Genomic DNA, 16969 nt, shown 5'->3' with positions numbered 1-16969 from the left:
GCCTGTCGCTCATCCGCTATCGCGGCCTGGCCAAGGCCGAAGCCCAGGTGTTGATGACCGCGATCGCCTTCAATATGCGCCGCTGGGTGACGCTGACCAGCTGACCCAAGGGGCGGACTCCGTCCAGATGCCTGCCAAATCATCAAATTCAGCCACCATCACCCCGCCACACACCGAAGCGGGGCAAGCACAGATGACGGCAATCGCCTGACCCAAGCTGCAACGCCGGTTATGCAACAGTCCCCAGCGGGGAGAAGATGCCCTCCAGGGCAGATGAGGGGGGTGAGGAGCGCCAGCGACGAACGCCTTGAGCGGCAAGCGAAAGGCATCTTTCGCCAGAGACCGAAACATAAACGCCCAGCATCGTCTCGAAGATGTGGGCCGCACCCCGAACTCATCGGCACGCCATTGGCTTCCGCTCCCGCCTGTGTCAGGAATGACCCATTCGGAATGGAGTATTCGGCCCCCTGTGACGATCGGCTTTGCGCATGCGGAATTGATTGCGGTGCTCGTCGCGGTGACGGGGGATGAGCCGCGCGTCATGACCATCCGTTCCGGCAATGCGCTGCCGTCGGGCCCCTTCGAAATGGGACATCGCACCCTGCAATCGGGCCTGCGCGAATGGGTGCAGGAACAGACGGAACACCCGGTCGGCTATCTCGAGCAGCTCTACACCTTCGCCGACCGCGACCGGAACAACGATATTCCCGGCGGGCGGACGATCTCGATCAGCTATCTCGGTCTTGTCAACGAGCAGGCGGGGGCCGGCCGGCCGGGATGGCATGGCTGGTACGACTATTTCCCCTGGGAAGACCACCGACAGGGCCGGCCGGCCGTGCTCGGCGAGATCATAACGCGTCTGAAGAGCTGGGCGGATGCCGATCCGGCCCGGCGTGATCACCGCCATCGCCGCGCCGATTTCACCTTCGGGCTTGACGGCGGCTGGAACGAGGATCTGGCGCTGCAACGCTACGAACTGCTCTATGAGGCCGGGCTCGTGGCCGAAGCCGGATGTGCAGCCGAGGCCAATCTCGGCCGTGCAATGTTTGCCGATCACCGCCGGATTCTCGCGACCGGCATCGCCAGGCTGCGCGCCAAGATCAAATACCGCCCCGTCGTCTTCGAGCTGATGCCGGAGAGTTTCACGCTCTTGCGGCTGCAACGCACCATCGAGGCACTCGCCGGGCTGACATTGCACAAGCAGAATTTCCGCCGTTTGATCGAACAGCAGGAACTGGTCGAGGAGACCGGCGGCACCGAAAGCGAAACCGGCGGCCGGCCGGCCAAGCTTTTCCGCTTCCGCCACACCGTGCTCGAGGAACGGGCACTCGCCGGAACGAAATTACCGCTCTCTCGCAATTGACATATGCTCACAACGAGAATATCTCTTTGCCTATGATATGCTCAGATAGAGCATAATTAGGAGCCGGCCATGAATCATCCTGTTTCCGCATCCTCGCTCTATGAGCGCGTCAGCCGCGTCATTCCCAAAGCCGAATGGATGATGTTCGAAAATGACGTCGACGCCATCCTCGAACTCAAGCGCCGCCGCAACGCCGTCATCCTCGCCCACAATTACCAGACGCCGGAAATCTTTCACGGCGTGGCCGATATCGTCGGCGACAGTCTGGCCCTCGCCCGCAAGGCGATCGAGGTCGATGCCGACGTGATCGTGCTCGCCGGCGTGCATTTCATGGCAGAGACCGCCAAGCTGTTGAACCCTGAGAAAACCGTGCTGATCCCGGATCTCGGCGCCGGCTGCTCGCTGGCGGATTCGATCACGCCGGAGGATATCGCGCTTTTGCGCCAGGCCCATCCCGGCGTGCCCGTCGTCACCTATGTCAACACCTCGGCCGCGGTGAAGGCCGCCTCCGATATCTGCTGCACCTCCGGCAATGCCAAACAGGTGGTGGAATCGCTCGGCGTGCCGAAAGTGCTGATGATCCCGGACGAATATCTGGCGCGCAATGTCGCCCGCGAGACCGATGTCGAGATCATCGCCTGGCACGGCCATTGCGAAGTGCACGAACTTTTCACCGCCGACGATGTCCGCCAGCTGCGCGAAAACCATCCTGGCGTGACGGTACTCGCCCATCCGGAATGCCCGCCCGACGTGGTGGCCGAGGCCGATTTCGCCGGCTCCACCGCCGTGATGTCCGAATATGTCGGCAAGCAGAAGCCGGCCCGCGTGGTGTTGCTGACAGAATGCTCGATGAGTGACAACGTCGCCGTGCACCATCCCGACGTCGAGTTCATCCGCCCCTGCAATCTCTGCCCGCATATGAAACGCATCACGCTCGCCAATATCCGCGCCGCGCTTGAGGAAAACCGCCATGAAGTGACGGTCGATCCGGCAATCGCCGCAGCGGCGCGGCGCGCCGTCGAAAGGATGCTGGCGATATGAGCGAACGTCTCGATCATCTTGCCGGGCGCACCGTCATCGTCGGCAGCGGCCTGGCCGGGCTGATGACCGCACTGACGCTGGCGCCGGAGCCCTCCGTCATCGTCACCCGCGCCGCCCTCGGCACACAGACCTCGAGCGCCTGGGCGCAGGGCGGCATTGCCGCCGCCATCGGCGCCGACGACAGCGCGGCGCTGCATCTGGCCGATACGCTTGCGGCCGGCGACGGGCTCTGCGATCGGACCGCCGCGGCCGGCATCATCGCCGATGCCCCGTCGGCAATTGCAGCACTGGAACGGGCCGGCGTGCGCTTCGACCGCAATGCGGCGGGAGAATTCTCGCTCGGACTGGAGGCGGCCCATAACCGCCGCCGCATCGTCCATGCCGAAGGCGACGGCTCGGGTGCGGCAATCATCGCCGCCTTGGTGCGGGCCGTGGCGCAGACGCCCGCCATATCCGTGCTCGAAGGCTTCGAAGCGCGGCGCATTCTGATGGACGGCGACGAGGTCGCCGGCCTGCTCTGCGCGACCGCGGGTGGAGCCGCCATCCTGCCGACCGGCAAGGTGGTGCTCACCACCGGCGGCATCGGCGGCCTTTATGATGCGACCACCAATCCGATCGGCAATTACGGCCAGGGCATTGCGCTCGCAGCACGGGCAGGTGCTGACCTTGCCGACATGGAATTCGTCCAGTTCCATCCGACCGCGCTCGATTCACGCCGCAGACCCTTAGCGCTGGTCAGCGAGGCAGTGCGCGGCGAGGGGGCCCTGCTCGTCAACGAACGCGGCGAACGGTTCATGGCCCGCATCCCGGGCGCCGAGCTTGCGCCGCGCGATGTCGTGGCGCGCGCCATCAGCGCCGAGATCGCCCGCGGCGGCAGGGTCTTCCTCGATGCCCGCGAGGCGCTCGGCAGCCGGTTCGCCATACGCTTCCCCGTCATCGCGGCCCTTTGCGGCGAAGCCGGAATCGATCCGGCGAAAGACCTTATTCCGGTGCGCCCGGCCGTTCACTACCACATGGGCGGCGTCGCGACCGATGCCAACGGCCGCAGCTCGGTTCCCGGCCTCTGGGTTGCCGGGGAGGCAGCCTCGACCGGCCTGCACGGCGCAAACCGGCTGGCCAGCAATTCACTGTTGGAGGCGGCGGTGATGGGCATGCGGGCGGCACGCGACATAGCGGGCATGCCGGCACGCACCGGCAGTCCCTTCCAATCCGAAAGACTGCCGGTTTCGGCCGACGCATCGCTCGTCCGGCCGATCGTCTCGCGCCATCTCGGCGTGCTGCGCAATGGGGGTGCCGTGCAGAACGCGACCGCCGCCCTGCTGCCGCTTGCCGAAAGTGACGGCCCTGCCGCCGATCCGGCCATCGTCGCGCTGTTGATCGCCGTCTTTGCCGGCCTGCGGATGGAATCGCGCGGCGCCCATGCCCGCACCGATTTTCCGCTGACGCTCGCCGATGCGCAGCGCCGACGGATGCGCCTTTCCCAAGCGTTGGAAATCGCCCGCGCAACACCGCCCTATGCCCTTGCCAGGAGTGCTTGAGATGAGACTCGTTCCCCTTCCGCGCCTGATCGTCGAGCCACTGGTGCGGGCGGCATTGCTCGAGGATCTCGGCCTTGCCGGCGACATCACCTCGGCAGCGGTCATCCCCCGCGAGCACCGCTCGACAGTGGTGATGGCCGCCCGTCAGCCGGGCGTGATCGCCGGTCTCGACGCGGCCGAGCTCGCTTTCGCGCTCGTCGATCCCGAGATCGTCCTGCGACGCCATGTCGAGGATGGCGACGCGGTCAAACCAGGCGACGTGATCGCCACCATACAAGGTCCGTCGCGCGGCCTGCTCACCGCCGAGCGAACCGCGCTGAATTTCCTCGGCCATCTCTCCGGCATCGCCACCGTGACGGCGGAGATCGCCGCCGCCATCAGCGCCAGCAAAGCCTCCGTCGCCTGCACCCGCAAGACGACGCCGGGGCTGAGGGCGCTGGAAAAATATGCGGTGCGGGCGGGCGGCGGCATGAATCACCGTTTCGCACTTTATGACGCGGTGCTGATCAAGGACAATCATGTGGCGATTGCCGGCGGCGTTGCCGAGGCGATCCGCCGAGCCCGGGCTAGCGTCGGCCATCTGGTGAAGATCGAGGTCGAAGTGGACAGGCTTGATCAGCTGCGCGAGGCGATGGAGACCGGCGTCGACGCCGTTCTGCTCGACAATATGACGCCGGATCAGCTGCGCCAGGCCGTCGCCATCGTCGCCGGCCGGGCGATCACCGAGGCCTCCGGCCGGGTCACACCGGCAACGGCCGCCGCAATCGCCGCTGCCGGCGTCGACCTCATTTCGGTCGGCTGGCTGACGCATAGCGCCCCGGTCCTGGACATCGGCCTCGATTTCGTTGAATCGGCCGCGACCGAAAAAAGTCCGGAACGGGCTGCGCATGTTCTCTAACTATTTGCTTTAGAACAGGATTTATATTTTAGGCCGATCCGGCCTAAAATCATCCTGTTCTACTCTGCCGGCTATAAAGGCCGGCGACGGCTCAAACAATTCGTCGCCGCAGAACGCCCACAGCACCTCATTCGGCAAGTGTTGGCGAAGCATCTTTCCGGCGAGCGATACGGGAAATTGCAAATATTCGCTGAAACTTCTTCTCATTATAGCAAAAACCGCTATGCGCGGCGCTCGTATAGCTCTAACATGGTCACGCGACCGCTACGTTTGCGCGCCATGGCTTTCAGGGGTGAGAACCGGGGATGCAACGGACATCCGGACAGATGTCGAAGAACAGGCTGTGCCTGCTCGGGAGACCGAGGCTGCTGGCAGCGGGGAGGGAACTCCCCTTGCCGGAGAAGTCTTATTTTCTCCTCGCCATGCTCGCCGCCGAAGCCAATCTCGAACTCGACCGCGAAACCGTCAGGCGTCAGCTCTGGCAATCGGAACTGCCGGAAAAACGGGCCGGCAGCCTGCGCCAGCTGCTGTCGCGCATTGAGCAGAGTATCCCCGCCGACCTTCCGCCGCTGCTTGCCGCGACCCGAACCCATATCGGGCTTGCGGATGGCTGGGAGGTCGATGTTCATATCCTGAAACAGAAAGGGCCGCTCGCCCCCGAAGACAGCAATATGCTGAACGGCGAACTGCTGGAAGGCGCCAAATCGCCGACGCAAGGCGCCGAGGACTGGCTGACCTTTGAACGCCAGCGCATCGACGAATGGCGCTCGGTCCATCTGACCCGGCTGATCGAAACATCGCAAGACAGGTCGGATGACGAGCAGGTCGCGCTTGCCAGGCGGCTGTTGGAACTCGACCCTGCCAGCGAGACGGCCTATCGCGCTCTGATGCGCCTCTATGTCAGGATGAACGATCCGGCCGCGGCCCGTCAGGCCTATCTGAAGTGCAAGAGCCAGCTGAAGGACGACTTCGACACCGAGCCGGAGGAAAGCACCACTGCGCTTGCCCGCGAACTCGGCCTGGTTCCGGCAGCACAGGCAGCCGCGGCCGAGCGCCCTTCCGCGCTCGGTGGCTTCGCCGATGCGCTCGGTCAGCCGCGGATCATCATCCTGCCGCCCGAAAGCATTTTTACCGATCCGCTGATGGAGCGCGTCGGCAGGGCTCTTCTCGAAGATGTCACCATCGGCCTCAGCCAGCAGCGCGGCTTCAAGGTGATCGCAGCCCATACGAGCCTCGAGATTCTCAGTCGCTCAGCCGATCCGGCGCGCGCCGTCCCCGGGCCGCTCGATCTCAACTTCGATTATGCGGTCTACGTGACCATCCAGGGCCGCGACGAGGATGTCTACGCAACCTGCCGGCTGACGCGGACGACGACGTCGGAGGTTATCTGGGCGCTGGAACTGCCGCTGGTCATGCAGAAGATCAGCGAATCCTTCGCGCATCTGACACGGCGGATCGTTTCCACGCTCGCCGACACCATCGAGCGCCACGAACTGGCGATGCCGATCGGCGACGCGCCGCCGTCGGCCTACCGTCTCTATCTCGAAGGCAAGCGGCTGATCGCCCAGACTGATCTGCAGCATCTGCGCCAGGCGCGCAAATGGTTCAAATCCTCGCTCAATCGTTATGAACACTTCTCGGCCGCTCATGCCGGCGTGTCGCGCGCGCTCGGCATGGAATGGCTGATCCGCGGCATGCAGGACACCGATCTGCTCGACGAGGCCAATGGTGCCGCGCGGCTCGCCCAGCAGTCCGACCCGAACAGCGGCCGCGCCTTCCGCGAGCTCGGCTTCGTGGCGCTGTACCGCCGCCGTTTCGACGAAAGCCTGGAATATTTCCAGCAGGCCCAGGATCTCAATCCCAACGATGCCGATATCCTCGCCGATTATGCCGATGCGCTCTGCCACTACGGTGACTTTGACAAAGCGCTGGATCTGAACAAGGCCGCTTTCAAGCTTAATCCCTTGCCCCCCGATTATTACTACTGGAATCGCGGCGGCATTCATTTCGATCGCGGAGAATACCAGCAGACGATCGAAGCGCTTGAGCCGGTGAAGTCCAAGCAGGCTACCGCCCGACTGCTCGCCGCCGCCCATGCTATGGCGGGTGACGTGAAAAAGGCCGGCACTTATGCCGGCGTCGTTCTGGAAAATTTCCCGGATTTCCGCAGCGAAGACATCCGCCATTTCGTGCCCGATCGCGATCCCCGGTACACCGAAACGCTGATTCATGGCCTGCAACTGGCCGGACTTCCCTGATTAAAGGCCTTTTAACGAAGCCTGTAACGCTTAAATGACGCAGGTGGTGTTCCCCTCCAATGGTTAACGGCAGCCCGGCTGCCCTATGTCATTGGAGATGGAAAATGAAAGCCACTGTTGAAACCAATGCCGCAATCCCCTCCCAGCCGCGTTTCTCCGCTGCAGCCAAGGCAGCGATGAAGCAGGACGAACTCAACATCACTGCGAATGCGCTGGAAAATCTGACACACGCCCTGAAGTTCCGCTGAGGAACAAATAGGTATGTCCGCCTTCGCCGACCTTGAAACGCTAGCCGATGACCTCGAACGATCATCGGCCGGCGTCAGCGACTATCATGACCGTGCGGTCACGCCGGCGCAGACATTGGCCGCCGTCAGGCCGCATCTGCGCGAATTCGGCATTACGCGCGTCGGCCTGCTGACCGCCCTCGACGTGCTGAACATCCCCGTCGCCTTCGCGACGAGGCCGAACAGCCATACGCTTTCGGTCTTCCAGGGCAAAGGCATCGACAATGATGCCGCCATGGCATCGGCCGCCATGGAGGCGATCGAGACGCGGATCGCGGAAATTGCCCCAGCCGACCTGACACAGGCGACCGTCGAGAGCATGCGGGCGGAAGGCGCCGCCATGATCGATCTCGACAATGTTGCGCGTTGCGCACCCGATGACATCGGCGGCGGCCCCATCCCCTGGTGCTCCGGCCTCGACATCCTCTCCGGCAGCAGCGTCTTCGTTCCCTGGTGGCTCGTCGGCCTTGACCATCGCGGCGAGCGTCCGTCAGGCTTCGAGCAGTCGAGCGACGGGCTGGCCTCCGGCAACACGCCGTCCGAAGCGGTCCTGCACGGGCTTTGCGAGCTGGTAGAGCGCGACGCCTGGGCCCTGACGCAGCTGAAATCGCCGCAGCGCCTCAAGGAGAGCCGCATCGACCCCGCCTCCTTCGGCGATGCGATCATCGATGTCATGACCGACCGGATCACGCGCGCCGGCATGCGGCTGCTGCTGCTCGACATGACCACGGATATCGGCGTTCCGGCGTTTCTGGCCGTCATCATGCCGGGCAATCTGTCCGACCGCGTCGATGCACGCTGGACCCATGTCTGCGGCGGCTGCGGCTGCCACCCCGATCCCGTGCGCGCCGTACTGCGCGCCATCACGGAGGCGGCGCAGAGCCGGCTGACGGCGATCGCCGGCAGCCGCGATGATTTCTCGCCGCGCATCTATCAGCGGCTCGACAAGAGTGCGGCGATGCAGCAGGTGGTCGAACTCTGCGAGGGCAATAGCCGAATGCGCGCCTTCCAGCCCGGCCATCACCGTCCCGCAACCATCCAGGAGACCATCGGCCATATTGCCGACCGGCTGACGGCGACCGGGGTCGAGCAGATCGTCGTCGTGCCGTTCCCGCATTATCAGGCTCTGCCTGTCTCAGTCGTCAGGGTGATCGTACCCGGCCTGGAGGTCGATATATCAGGTCAGTACATCCAGCTCGGCATGCGCGCCGTCAACACCATGAGAGGAGCCCAATCATGAAGGTTCTATTCGTCGGTCCGAGCCTTGGTGGCGGTCTTGCCGCAGCGAGAAACATGTCCCCCTGCATCGATTTCCGACCGCCTGCCGCCTGCGGCGACATTCTCAAGGCGGTGGAAGACGGGGCCACCGCGATCGGCCTGGTCGACGGCTATTTCGGTGAGCTGCCGTCGGTCTGGCACAAGGAGATTCTCTACGCGCTCGAACAGGATGTCGCCGTTGCCGGCGGCGCCAGCATGGGCGCATTGCGGGCGGCCGAGTGCGCGCCTTTCGGCATGGTCGGGCTCGGCTCGATCTTCGAAGATTACCAGTCCGGGCGACTGCTCGACGACGAGGCCGTTGCACTGGTGCATGCGCCGCAGGCGCTCGGCTGGCTGCCGCTTTCGGTGCCCTGGGTCGATTTCGAACCGACGATCAACGCGCTTCATGCCGGCGGAGAGATTTCGTCGGGCGAGCGCAAGAAACTGCTGCTCTCCGGTCGTTTCCTGCATTTCTCCGAGCGCACCTATGCGAGGGTGGTGGACGAGTGCCATTTCCGCAAGGCGCGCCGCGACTATCTGCTCGCCGCCCTGCGCAAGAACCGGGTCGAACGCAAGCGGGACGACGCGCGACTGGTGCTGGAATGGCTGCGCCGTGACGAATTCCTGCCTGTCAACCGTGACTGGCACTTTGCCGCGACCTCTCACTGGGAGCTTTTGCACGCCGAAGTCACGCGCAATGCGACTCCTGTAACGCTTGTATAACGGTCACGGCGAAAAGATGCAGTGGTGATGGAATCTGAGGCCTCCACGGCCAAAGGGGCGGGACAATGTTTGAACAACATAACGAAGGTACAGGCAGTGAATACGCAAGGATCTTCCGGCTGCTGTCGGCAGCCAAGGAGGAGGCTGAAAAGCTTCAGCTGCGTAATCTGATGCACCTGACGAACATGGCGCTGCTGCAGGTCGTCATCGATTGGGACGGCATAGATCCGGACAGGGAGCTAGACGTCAACCTCGAGAAACTGCTCGGCAGCAAGGCCAAGATCGCAATGAAGGACGCCAGCGATAATCTGATCCTGATCGATCGCCATTGACCTTCATGCATCCGTTCGGATCGCGTGAAGGGATCCGGCCTATTCGGCCGCTTCACCGTCCATCTGTTCGGTGTGGGCGATTGCCTGGACAAGCTTCAGGATCTTCTTGCGAAGCGCTTCGTTCTTGATCGAGAAGAACGCCGCGTTGAGAAGGACGCCCTCGCGCGAAATAACGAATTCCTCGCTGGGAGCGGGGTTGTCGTTGGCAGTATCAGGAGTGGACAGGTCGTCGAAGAACGTCCTGACGTCGACCTTCAGCGCGCCGGCGATTTCAACCAGCATGCTGGCGGAAACGCGGTTGGAGCCTTTTTCGTATTTTTGGATCTGCTGGAATGTCACGCCGACGCGATCGCCCAATTCCGTCTGCGAAACTTTCCGCAGCAGACGCTGTATGCGGATGGTCTTCCCGACATGAACATCCACTGCGTGCGGTTCTTCTTTCATTTTGTTTTCCCTCCTGAGGACACGGAGATGAGGTTATTCGCCATATCCGTGTCTGACAACTTTTACCTGAGTTACGCAAAGCTAGCAATTGTCCGGCAGTAGGTGTCCCAAACCGAAACATTGCGTCGCTTCATATTAGCAGCAGCAAAAAGCATGCCAAAGTAGCACTTTTGGGGGGTACATCATCCGATTTCAGGGTGCTGAACATGGTGCACGCAAGTTTGCGGCGAACTCCCCAAGCAAAGCAACCGGAAACGGCGTAAACGAAATGTTACAACGACCAGAGGCGCTGGGCATTGGCGAAGAGCAGCTTGGAGCGCTCCGCCTCGCTGCTGCCGGAGAGCACGGCATGGGTCGCTGCAACCCAGGTGGAAAGGCCGCCGCCAAGCGTGCACACCGGCCAATCGCTGCCCCAGACGATACGGTCCCAGCCGAAACTTGCGATGACATGTTCGATATAGGGCCGCAGCGTCTGCGCCGTCCATGTCTCGGCATCGGCATAGGCGACGACGCCGGAGACCTTGCAGATGACGTTCGGCCGCCGGGCGATCTCCGATATGCCCGCCTTCCACGGCTGGAAGGCATCCGAGCGGATATCGGGCACGCCGCAATGGTCGAGGACGAATTGCACATCCGGCGCGAGATCGACGAGAGCAGCGACGCGGCCGGCTTGATGCGGCAATGTGCAGAGGTCGAAGGTCAGGCCACTGCCGCCGATGCGCCTGATGTTTTCGCGAAACAGCGCGCCTTCCGAGACGTCGTCGGGTACGACATGCAGCACGCGGCGGAAGCCCTTGACGAAGGGATTGGCCCTCTGCCGCTCGAGATAGGCGGCAAAGCCATTATCCTCCGGCCGGCAGGAGACGATGGCGCCGGCAATCAGGCTGCCGGGCTTTTGGGCGATAGCGGCGATGTGGTCGGTCTCGGCCTGGATGGCGGCCGGATCGACATCGACTTCCATATGCAGCGCCGTGGTAATGCCGCAGCGGCGCGCTTCGGCTGCATAGGTCTCGTAAAGAAAATCCTGGTCGAGAGCTGGCACGCCGGAGAGCCAGGGGTAGGGGAGCGCCGAGCGATCGATGACATGCAGATGGGTGTCGATAAGCACGTTTTCCTCCAAGGCTGGCTTGCGGCAAGCTATCCCCAGTGAATGGATTGTTCAAATAGAAATTCGTCAGCTCAGGCCGGGATGGTGACGTCGGCGCCGGCAAGCTGCGAGAGTTCGGCGGCGGTCTTTTGCACCAGCATGATCGTCTGGGTGATGTCGGGCGCCGACGGCGCATTGACGAGCGCTATGAACGGACAGGTCAGCGCGGCGATGCAGCGCCGATCCGGTCCGAGCACCGGCGCCGACAGATTGTAGACGCCGGATGTCTGGGCGCTCGCCATCATCTCGTAGCCGCGCTCGCGGATCTGATCGAGGCGATCGTAGAATTCGCCGCCGAGCTCGATATCGGCGCGATTGCGCACATGTTCCGATATCATCATCTCCCGCTCCTCGTTACTGCGGAAGGCGAGCAGCACATGCCCGGAACCGGTGTCGAAGAGGCTAATATGGGCGCCGATGCGGATCGAAAATCCCCAATAATCCGGCGCTTCCTGCTGGGCGATGACAACGGCGGCGCCGCGATCGAAGACGGCGAGGTGATTGGCCTGACGCGCGCGTTGGGCGAGATCGCGCATCAGCGGAGTGGCGTAGGAGGCGAGCCGGCGCACCGGCGCATGCAGTTGCGCAAGCCCGAAAAGCTTGAGCGTCAGCGAATAGCGATCGCCGTCCAGCCGGGTGACGTAGCCGCGACGGACCAGCCGGTCGAGCATGCGGTAGAATTCGTTGGGGCTGCGGTCGAGCCGCTTGGCGATTTCCGCCTGAGTAAGGCCGCTGTCGACGCCGGCAAGCAGTTCCAGGATGTCGAGGCCCTTGTCGAGGGCAGGAGCGCGGTAGCGGTCTGACTCGTCGGGCTCCATTCCATCCTCCTGTGAATAGTATTCTGCATATACGCAGAACCGCGGCCGGAAAAGCAAAACTTCGCGCTTGACCCTTGGTCAATCGTCTGTTTGTCTATAAACAGACAAATCACTGTTGAAGACAGCGGATCAGCGGGAACGACAGGAGGCTGGCATCGCGCCTTGCCTCAGGCGGGCCGCAACGCGCAAAGAAGGAAAATGGCAGGCGCTGATGGACAAGCTATTCCATCTCAGCCCGGCCTTCGCCAAGATATGACCGCATGTACCGTCCCGCGTAGACAATTCCAGAAAAGGCCCGTGACATGACAAACAGACTTTCCGGCAAAACCGTTCTCATCACCGCCGCCGGCCAGGGCATTGGCCGGGCGACGGCGGCAGCCTTTGCCGCGACCGGCGCCAAGGTCCACGCCACCGACATCAACACCGAGGCGCTGGCGACGCTTGCGGCGGAAACCGGGGTATCCACCCATAAACTCAACGTGCTCGACGACGATGCGGTCAAGGCCCTCGTCGCCGAGATCGGCGCTGTTGACGTGCTGTTCAACTGCGCCGGCTTCGTCCATGCGGGCTCGATCCTGGAGATGAAGGATTCCGATTTCGAATTTGCCCTCGATCTCAACGTCAAGGCGATGATCCGCACGATCCGGGCCGTGCTGCCCGGCATGCTGGAGCGCAAGGACGGGGCGATCATCAACATGGCCTCCGTCGCTTCCAGCATCAAGGGCGTGCCGAACCGCTTCGCCTATGGCGTCACCAAGGCCGCCGTCATCGGCCTGACCAAATCCGTCGCCGCCGATTATGTCGCCGAAGGCATCCGCTGCAACGCCATCTGCCCCGGCACGGTGGAAAGCCCGTCGCTGCAGGACCGCATGCGCGCCGGCGGCGACTACGATGCGGCCCGCGCCGCCTTCATCGCCCGCCAGCCGATGGGCCGGCTCGGTTCGCCGGAGGAGATCGCCGATCTCGCCGTCTATCTCGCCGGCGCTACCTATACTTCGGGCCAGGCGATCGCCATTGACGGCGGCTGGACGATCTGACCCGGCGCATGTCGCGCAAAACTGTGCAGCGGTTTGCGACGACGGCATAGGTAAAACAAAGACCTAAAGCGCGAGAAGCGAATCGGAAAGATCGCAACGCGCTTGAGCCGATGAGGCGCCGGCAGGCTGCCGGCCGATCCGGCTATCACAATTGGGAGGAACAACATGACCCGCATCACCGACCTTCGCGTCTTCGATCTCCGCTTTCCCACGTCGCAAAGCCTGGATGGATCCGACGCGATGAATCCCGATCCGGACTATTCGGCCGCCTATGTCATTCTCGACACGGATGCGCCTGATCTTGCCGGCCATGGCCTGACCTTCACCATCGGCCGCGGCAACGACATTTGCTGCATGGCGATCGAAGCGATGCGCCACCTCGTCGTCGGCACCGAGCTCAGTGAGGTGCTCGCCCATCCCGGCAAATTCTGGCGGCATCTGACCAGCGACAGCCAGCTGCGCTGGATCGGCCCGGAAAAGGGCGCCATTCATCTGGCGACCGGCGCCGTCGTCAACGCCGTCTGGGATCTGCTCGCCAAGCAGGCGGGTAAACCCGTCTGGCGGCTGGTCGCCGAAATGTCGCCGGAAGAAGTCGCCGATATCGTCGATTACCGCTACCTCACCGACGTCCTGACGCGCGATGAAGCGATCGCTATTCTCAAGAAGGCAGAAGCCGGCAAGGCCGAACGCATCGCTCTCCTCGAAAAGGAGGGCTATGCCTGCTACACGACCTCGGCCGGGTGGCTCGGTTATGAAGACGAGAAACTGCGTCGTCTCTGCCGGGAGGCGATCGACGCCGGCTTCAACCATATCAAGATGAAGGTCGGCCGCGATCTGGATGACGATATCCGCCGCTTGAGGATCGCCCGCGAGGTGATCGGCCCCGACCGCTACCTGATGATCGACGCCAACCAGGTCTGGGATGTCGGCCAGGCGATCGACTGGGTCAGGGCGCTTGCTTTCGCCAAGCCTTTCTTCATCGAGGAGCCCACCAGCCCCGATGACGTCGCCGGCCACCGCAAGATCCGCCAGGCGATCGCGCCGGTGAAGGTCGCGACCGGCGAGATGTGCCAGAACCGCATCATGTTCAAGCAGTTCATCGCCGAGGGCGCGATCGACATCGTCCAGATCGATTCCTGCCGCATGGGCGGGCTGAACGAGGTCCTGTCGGTGCTGCTGATCGCCGCCAAGTTCGGCCTGCCGGTCTGGCCGCATGCCGGCGGCGTCGGCCTCTGCGAATATGTGCAGCACCTGTCGATGATCGATTACGTCGCGGTGTCAGGCACCAAGGACGGCCGCGTCATCGAGTATGTCGATCACCTGCACGAACACTTCCTCGACCCCTGCCGGATCGAGAACGCCGCCTATATGCCGCCCACCCTGCCGGGCTTCTCCATCGAGATGAAACCGGCTTCGATCAGCAGCTATATGTTTCAAGGCTGAGGAACCCGCGCCGGCGGCGCGCTCGTCCGCGCCAGACTGCGACATACACCCGGCCTAGCGAGATCACCGTGAAGCGGTTCAGTCCACGCGCCCCGGCGATGCTCGACGAAACGCTAGCGGCAAGGAAGCCGGTGCTGGTTTATCAGAAGGCCCCGCAGCGGCAGCGGCGGAATAGTCAGAGCCAGCGGCGAACCTCGGCCTTGTAGCGGCGGTAGTCGTCGCCGAACTTCGCTTCGAGATAGCGCTCCTCGCGGGCGATCACCTGCGTCTGGATCACGATCAGCACCAACGGGAGCAAGGCGAAGGCGATCGGCCCGTCGAAGCCGATCGCAAGACCGGCATAGATAAGCGCCATGCCGAGATACATGGGGTTGCGGGTCCACCGATACGGACCTGTCGTTGCGATGAGGGTCGCTGGCTGCGACGGCGGAATGTTGGTGCCCAGCCGCCGGAACAGCCCCGCCGCCGCAAGCATCATCGCCGCGCCGGCAACGAACAGCAGCGCGCCCGCCGCGACCAGCAATCGCCAGTCGATGCCGAAAGAGCGCAGGGTGACGAACTGCTCCGCCGCCAGCCCCAACAGCAGCGCTCCCAGATAGATAAAGGGCGGTGGGAAGCGCACACCCGCGCTGTCCGGTTCGACGGCCATGCTCATCTCCAATCTGTGCTCTCAAAACGGCGGCCCCAGAAACAACGCCTCGAATTACTACCGCAGGACTTGTTTGGCGCTCGGGCGTCCGCTCACATGGGCGAACCACTGGACGAGCTTGTTCTTGCCATCGAGGATCGCGTCGCCCTCTGGCGTTATACGCAGCCGGTCGAAATGCGGCATGAGGCGGATGTCGGCCAGACTAAAGGTTTCGCCGGTGAGGTAGGGTGCCGCAATCAGAGGCTCAAGCGCCTCAGCGCAGCTACGTGCCATGGGCACGGCCGCGTTGACCCGTTCCATGTTGGTCGGCTGGCCGAGGAAGGTTGGCGCGACCACTCGCTCGAACCCAATACCGCCCCAGGATGGCCCCAGGTAGCAGTCGATAATGCCGATGATCTGATTCATACGCGCCCCTTCGCGCGCGTTCGTCGGCTGGAGCGCCGGACCAGGAAACGTCTGGTCCAGATAGCGCAAGATGGCCTGGGTTTCGAAGACTTCGAAGCCATCATGCTCAAGCACCGGAACCTTGCCGAACGGATTCCGCGCAAGATGCTCCGGCGTTTTCCATGCCGGCGGCATCAAGCTGACGAACTCGTATTCCACACCTTTCTCGGCGAGGCCAAGCATCGCCCCCCGCACGTTGGGACTACCTGCCGTCCCATAAAGTTTGACGCTCATCCCAGGACTGGTCGTATTCATGAGGATCACTTCCCTTCTTGCTTTAGATTGGAGCGCCGCCGGTCGGGTTGGCTAATTGGGACCGGAGAACGCAAATTCTGCTCTCAAACCAGCATCGACTGCTGCGCGAAGATGCCCGCCATCGCGCCATGCGACGATGCCAGGGTGACCGATGGCGGCGTGAGGGGGTTGGCGAGGTCGCCGGCGGCGTAGATGCCGGGCATGCTGGTTTGACGGCGCTCGTCAACCTTGAGGATGATGCCGAGGGGCGTATCGACCGTGGCGAGGCCCAGCGATTCATGCAGGCTTGCGGACGGCTTGTTGCGCGGATGCGCGAACAGGATGTCGACCGCGACATCGGGGCCGGTATCGCGCTTGACGATGGCGTTATGGGCTCCATGACGGGCGATCTCGGTGATCCGGCCATCAACGACAGGTACGTGGCGGCCCGCCAGATCGGCCCGGATATCGGGTGCAATGTCGTGACCATCGGCGAAGACCGTCAACCTGTCGGTCCAGTCGTGGAACAGCCTGACCTGATTCATCGACTGCGGGCCGGACCAGACGAGGCCCCAATGCTGGCCAGCGACTTCAAAGCCATCGCAATAGGGGCAGGGCACAATGGATGTGCCCCAGCTTTCCGCAAAGCCCGGAACAGCAGGCATCTGATCAACAACGCCATAGCTCAGGATCAGGCGTCGCGCGCCAAGGCTCTCGCCGTCGCCAGTAAGGACGGAGAAATTGTCGATAGTGCCGGAGATGCTGTCGGCCCGGGCATTGATCAGCCTTATCGTGGGATAACGCGTCAGCTGCTGCCGCGCCTCGGCCAGGATGTCCAGCGGTGGCTTGTGATCGTGGCCGAGCAGACCATGCGAGTGGCCAGCGAAGCGATTGCGCGGCAGGCCGGTGTCGAGAACGGTGACCTTGCGGCGGGCACGGCCGAGCTGCAGGGCGGCGGCGAGACCGGCAAAGCTGCCGCCGATGATGATGACGTCATCCATGGTGAGGGGCTCCGTGTTGCGGATAGAGGAGGTTGGGGTAGCGGTGGCCTGGGCA

Annotated in this window: 17 protein-coding genes and 1 pseudogene; 12 read left to right on the top strand and 6 right to left on the bottom strand. The window is 63.2% G+C overall.

Going from position 1 to position 16969, the window contains the following annotated elements:
- From C4N04_RS08845 to C4N04_RS08805, 10 genes and pseudogenes are all read left to right on the top strand, one after another.
- Positions 1–104 (top strand): annotated as a pseudogene (locus C4N04_RS08845) (IS5/IS1182 family transposase); the annotation flags it as partial.
- A gap of 332 nt (positions 105–436) precedes the next feature.
- Complete coding sequence (locus C4N04_RS08840; protein ID WP_199852453.1) at positions 437–1363, top strand: hypothetical protein; 927 nt, start codon at positions 437–439, stop codon at positions 1361–1363.
- A gap of 69 nt (positions 1364–1432) precedes the next feature.
- Positions 1433–2404 carry a quinolinate synthase NadA gene (nadA, locus tag C4N04_RS08835; RefSeq protein WP_106795852.1) on the top strand — a complete coding sequence of 324 codons (972 nt, stop codon included), beginning with the start codon at positions 1433–1435 and terminating at the stop codon, positions 2402–2404.
- Positions 2401–3942: an L-aspartate oxidase gene (locus C4N04_RS08830; RefSeq protein ID WP_106795851.1), complete on the top strand. Its 1542-nt coding sequence runs from the start codon at positions 2401–2403 to the stop codon at positions 3940–3942. The genes nadA and C4N04_RS08830 overlap by 4 nt, the downstream gene beginning before the upstream one ends.
- Positions 3920–4840, top strand: a complete 921-nt coding sequence (nadC, locus tag C4N04_RS08825; protein ID WP_199852452.1) for a carboxylating nicotinate-nucleotide diphosphorylase — start codon at positions 3920–3922, stop codon at positions 4838–4840. Before C4N04_RS08830 ends, nadC begins: the two co-directional genes overlap by 23 nt.
- Before the next feature lie 305 nt (positions 4841–5145).
- Positions 5146–7098: a BTAD domain-containing putative transcriptional regulator gene (locus C4N04_RS08820; protein WP_077989557.1), complete on the top strand. Its 1953-nt coding sequence runs from the start codon at positions 5146–5148 to the stop codon at positions 7096–7098.
- 104 nt (positions 7099–7202) lie between these two features.
- On the top strand, positions 7203–7346 hold the full coding sequence (locus C4N04_RS31800; protein WP_010041717.1) for a hypothetical protein: 144 nt from the start codon (positions 7203–7205) through the stop codon (positions 7344–7346).
- A gap of 13 nt (positions 7347–7359) precedes the next feature.
- Positions 7360–8625, top strand: a complete 1266-nt coding sequence (locus C4N04_RS08815) for a YcaO-like family protein (protein ID WP_106795849.1) — start codon at positions 7360–7362, stop codon at positions 8623–8625.
- On the top strand, positions 8622–9365 hold the full coding sequence (locus tag C4N04_RS08810) for a TfuA-like protein (protein WP_077989558.1): 744 nt from the start codon (positions 8622–8624) through the stop codon (positions 9363–9365). The genes C4N04_RS08815 and C4N04_RS08810 overlap by 4 nt, the downstream gene beginning before the upstream one ends.
- 65 nt (positions 9366–9430) lie before the next feature.
- Entirely contained in the window at positions 9431–9697 is a 267-nt protein-coding gene (locus tag C4N04_RS08805) for a hypothetical protein (protein ID WP_040111606.1), read from the top strand.
- A 39-nt stretch (positions 9698–9736) separates the two neighbouring features.
- Here C4N04_RS08805 and C4N04_RS08800 read toward each other — a convergent pair whose 3' ends face one another.
- The 3 genes from C4N04_RS08800 to C4N04_RS08790 all read right to left on the bottom strand — a co-directional run bounded on the left by C4N04_RS08800 (position 9737) and on the right by C4N04_RS08790 (position 12106).
- Positions 9737–10141, bottom strand: coding sequence for a helix-turn-helix transcriptional regulator (locus tag C4N04_RS08800; RefSeq protein WP_004668301.1), 405 nt, complete (start codon positions 10139–10141; stop codon positions 9737–9739).
- Between the two features lie 271 nt (positions 10142–10412).
- Entirely contained in the window at positions 10413–11249 is an 837-nt protein-coding gene (locus C4N04_RS08795; protein ID WP_077989559.1) for an amidohydrolase, read from the bottom strand.
- Between the two features lie 71 nt (positions 11250–11320).
- The gene (locus tag C4N04_RS08790; RefSeq protein ID WP_009991484.1) at positions 11321–12106 is read right to left on the bottom strand and encodes an IclR family transcriptional regulator; all 786 of its coding nucleotides are present in this window, start codon (positions 12104–12106) and stop codon (positions 11321–11323) included.
- Positions 12107–12408: 302 nt separating this feature from the next.
- Between C4N04_RS08790 and C4N04_RS08785 the strand changes: the two genes are divergently transcribed.
- Together C4N04_RS08785 and C4N04_RS08780 are read left to right on the top strand one after the other, a co-directional pair.
- The gene (locus tag C4N04_RS08785; RefSeq protein WP_077989560.1) at positions 12409–13143 is read left to right on the top strand and encodes an SDR family oxidoreductase; all 735 of its coding nucleotides are present in this window, start codon (positions 12409–12411) and stop codon (positions 13141–13143) included.
- Between the two features lie 165 nt (positions 13144–13308).
- Positions 13309–14586, top strand: coding sequence for an L-fuconate dehydratase (locus C4N04_RS08780; protein WP_077989561.1), 1278 nt, complete (start codon positions 13309–13311; stop codon positions 14584–14586).
- Between the two features lie 175 nt (positions 14587–14761).
- Here C4N04_RS08780 and C4N04_RS08775 read toward each other — a convergent pair whose 3' ends face one another.
- From C4N04_RS08775 to C4N04_RS08765, 3 genes are all read right to left on the bottom strand, one after another.
- On the bottom strand, positions 14762–15235 hold the full coding sequence (locus C4N04_RS08775) for an isoprenylcysteine carboxylmethyltransferase family protein (RefSeq protein ID WP_086156580.1): 474 nt from the start codon (positions 15233–15235) through the stop codon (positions 14762–14764).
- A gap of 57 nt (positions 15236–15292) precedes the next feature.
- A complete protein-coding gene (locus C4N04_RS08770) occupies positions 15293–15934 on the bottom strand; it encodes a glutathione S-transferase family protein (protein ID WP_086156579.1) in 642 nt (213 codons plus the stop codon).
- Positions 15935–16017: 83 nt separating this feature from the next.
- Complete coding sequence (locus C4N04_RS08765) at positions 16018–16914, bottom strand: NAD(P)/FAD-dependent oxidoreductase (RefSeq protein ID WP_077989563.1); 897 nt, start codon at positions 16912–16914, stop codon at positions 16018–16020.
- Between the last annotated feature and the right edge of the window lie 55 nt (positions 16915–16969).

Origin of the sequence: Rhizobium sp. H4, assembly GCF_003013335.1 — a bacterium.
Classification (GTDB): Bacteria; Pseudomonadota; Alphaproteobacteria; order Rhizobiales; family Rhizobiaceae; genus Rhizobium; species Rhizobium sophoriradicis.
The sequence above is the reverse complement of the archived record's forward strand: the minus strand, read 5'-3'. Positions and strand labels throughout refer to the sequence as shown.

Bases quoted from the DNA above. Each gene is read 5' to 3' on its own strand.
- C4N04_RS08840 (WP_199852453.1), top strand. From the start codon at position 437: ATGACCCATTCGGAATGGAGTATTCGGCCCCCTGTGACGATCGGCTTT.
- C4N04_RS08785 (WP_077989560.1), top strand. From the start codon at position 12,409: ATGACAAACAGACTTTCCGGCAAAACCGTTCTCATCACCGCCGCCGGC.
- C4N04_RS08765 (WP_077989563.1), bottom strand. From the start codon at position 16,914: ATGGATGACGTCATCATCATCGGCGGCAGCTTTGCCGGTCTCGCCGCC.
- C4N04_RS08780 (WP_077989561.1), top strand. From the start codon at position 13,309: ATGACCCGCATCACCGACCTTCGCGTCTTCGATCTCCGCTTTCCCACG.
- C4N04_RS08790 (WP_009991484.1), bottom strand. From the start codon at position 12,106: ATGGAGCCCGACGAGTCAGACCGCTACCGCGCTCCTGCCCTCGACAAG.
- C4N04_RS08775 (WP_086156580.1), bottom strand. From the start codon at position 15,235: ATGGCCGTCGAACCGGACAGCGCGGGTGTGCGCTTCCCACCGCCCTTT.
- C4N04_RS08800 (WP_004668301.1), bottom strand. From the start codon at position 10,141: ATGAAAGAAGAACCGCACGCAGTGGATGTTCATGTCGGGAAGACCATC.
- C4N04_RS08810 (WP_077989558.1), top strand. From the start codon at position 8,622: ATGAAGGTTCTATTCGTCGGTCCGAGCCTTGGTGGCGGTCTTGCCGCA.
- C4N04_RS08805 (WP_040111606.1), top strand. From the start codon at position 9,431: ATGTTTGAACAACATAACGAAGGTACAGGCAGTGAATACGCAAGGATC.
- C4N04_RS08770 (WP_086156579.1), bottom strand. From the start codon at position 15,934: ATGAATACGACCAGTCCTGGGATGAGCGTCAAACTTTATGGGACGGCA.
- nadC (WP_199852452.1), top strand. From the start codon at position 3,920: ATGCCCTTGCCAGGAGTGCTTGAGATGAGACTCGTTCCCCTTCCGCGC.
- C4N04_RS08820 (WP_077989557.1), top strand. From the start codon at position 5,146: ATGCAACGGACATCCGGACAGATGTCGAAGAACAGGCTGTGCCTGCTC.
- nadA (WP_106795852.1), top strand. From the start codon at position 1,433: ATGAATCATCCTGTTTCCGCATCCTCGCTCTATGAGCGCGTCAGCCGC.
- C4N04_RS08830 (WP_106795851.1), top strand. From the start codon at position 2,401: ATGAGCGAACGTCTCGATCATCTTGCCGGGCGCACCGTCATCGTCGGC.
- C4N04_RS31800 (WP_010041717.1), top strand. From the start codon at position 7,203: ATGAAAGCCACTGTTGAAACCAATGCCGCAATCCCCTCCCAGCCGCGT.
- C4N04_RS08815 (WP_106795849.1), top strand. From the start codon at position 7,360: ATGTCCGCCTTCGCCGACCTTGAAACGCTAGCCGATGACCTCGAACGA.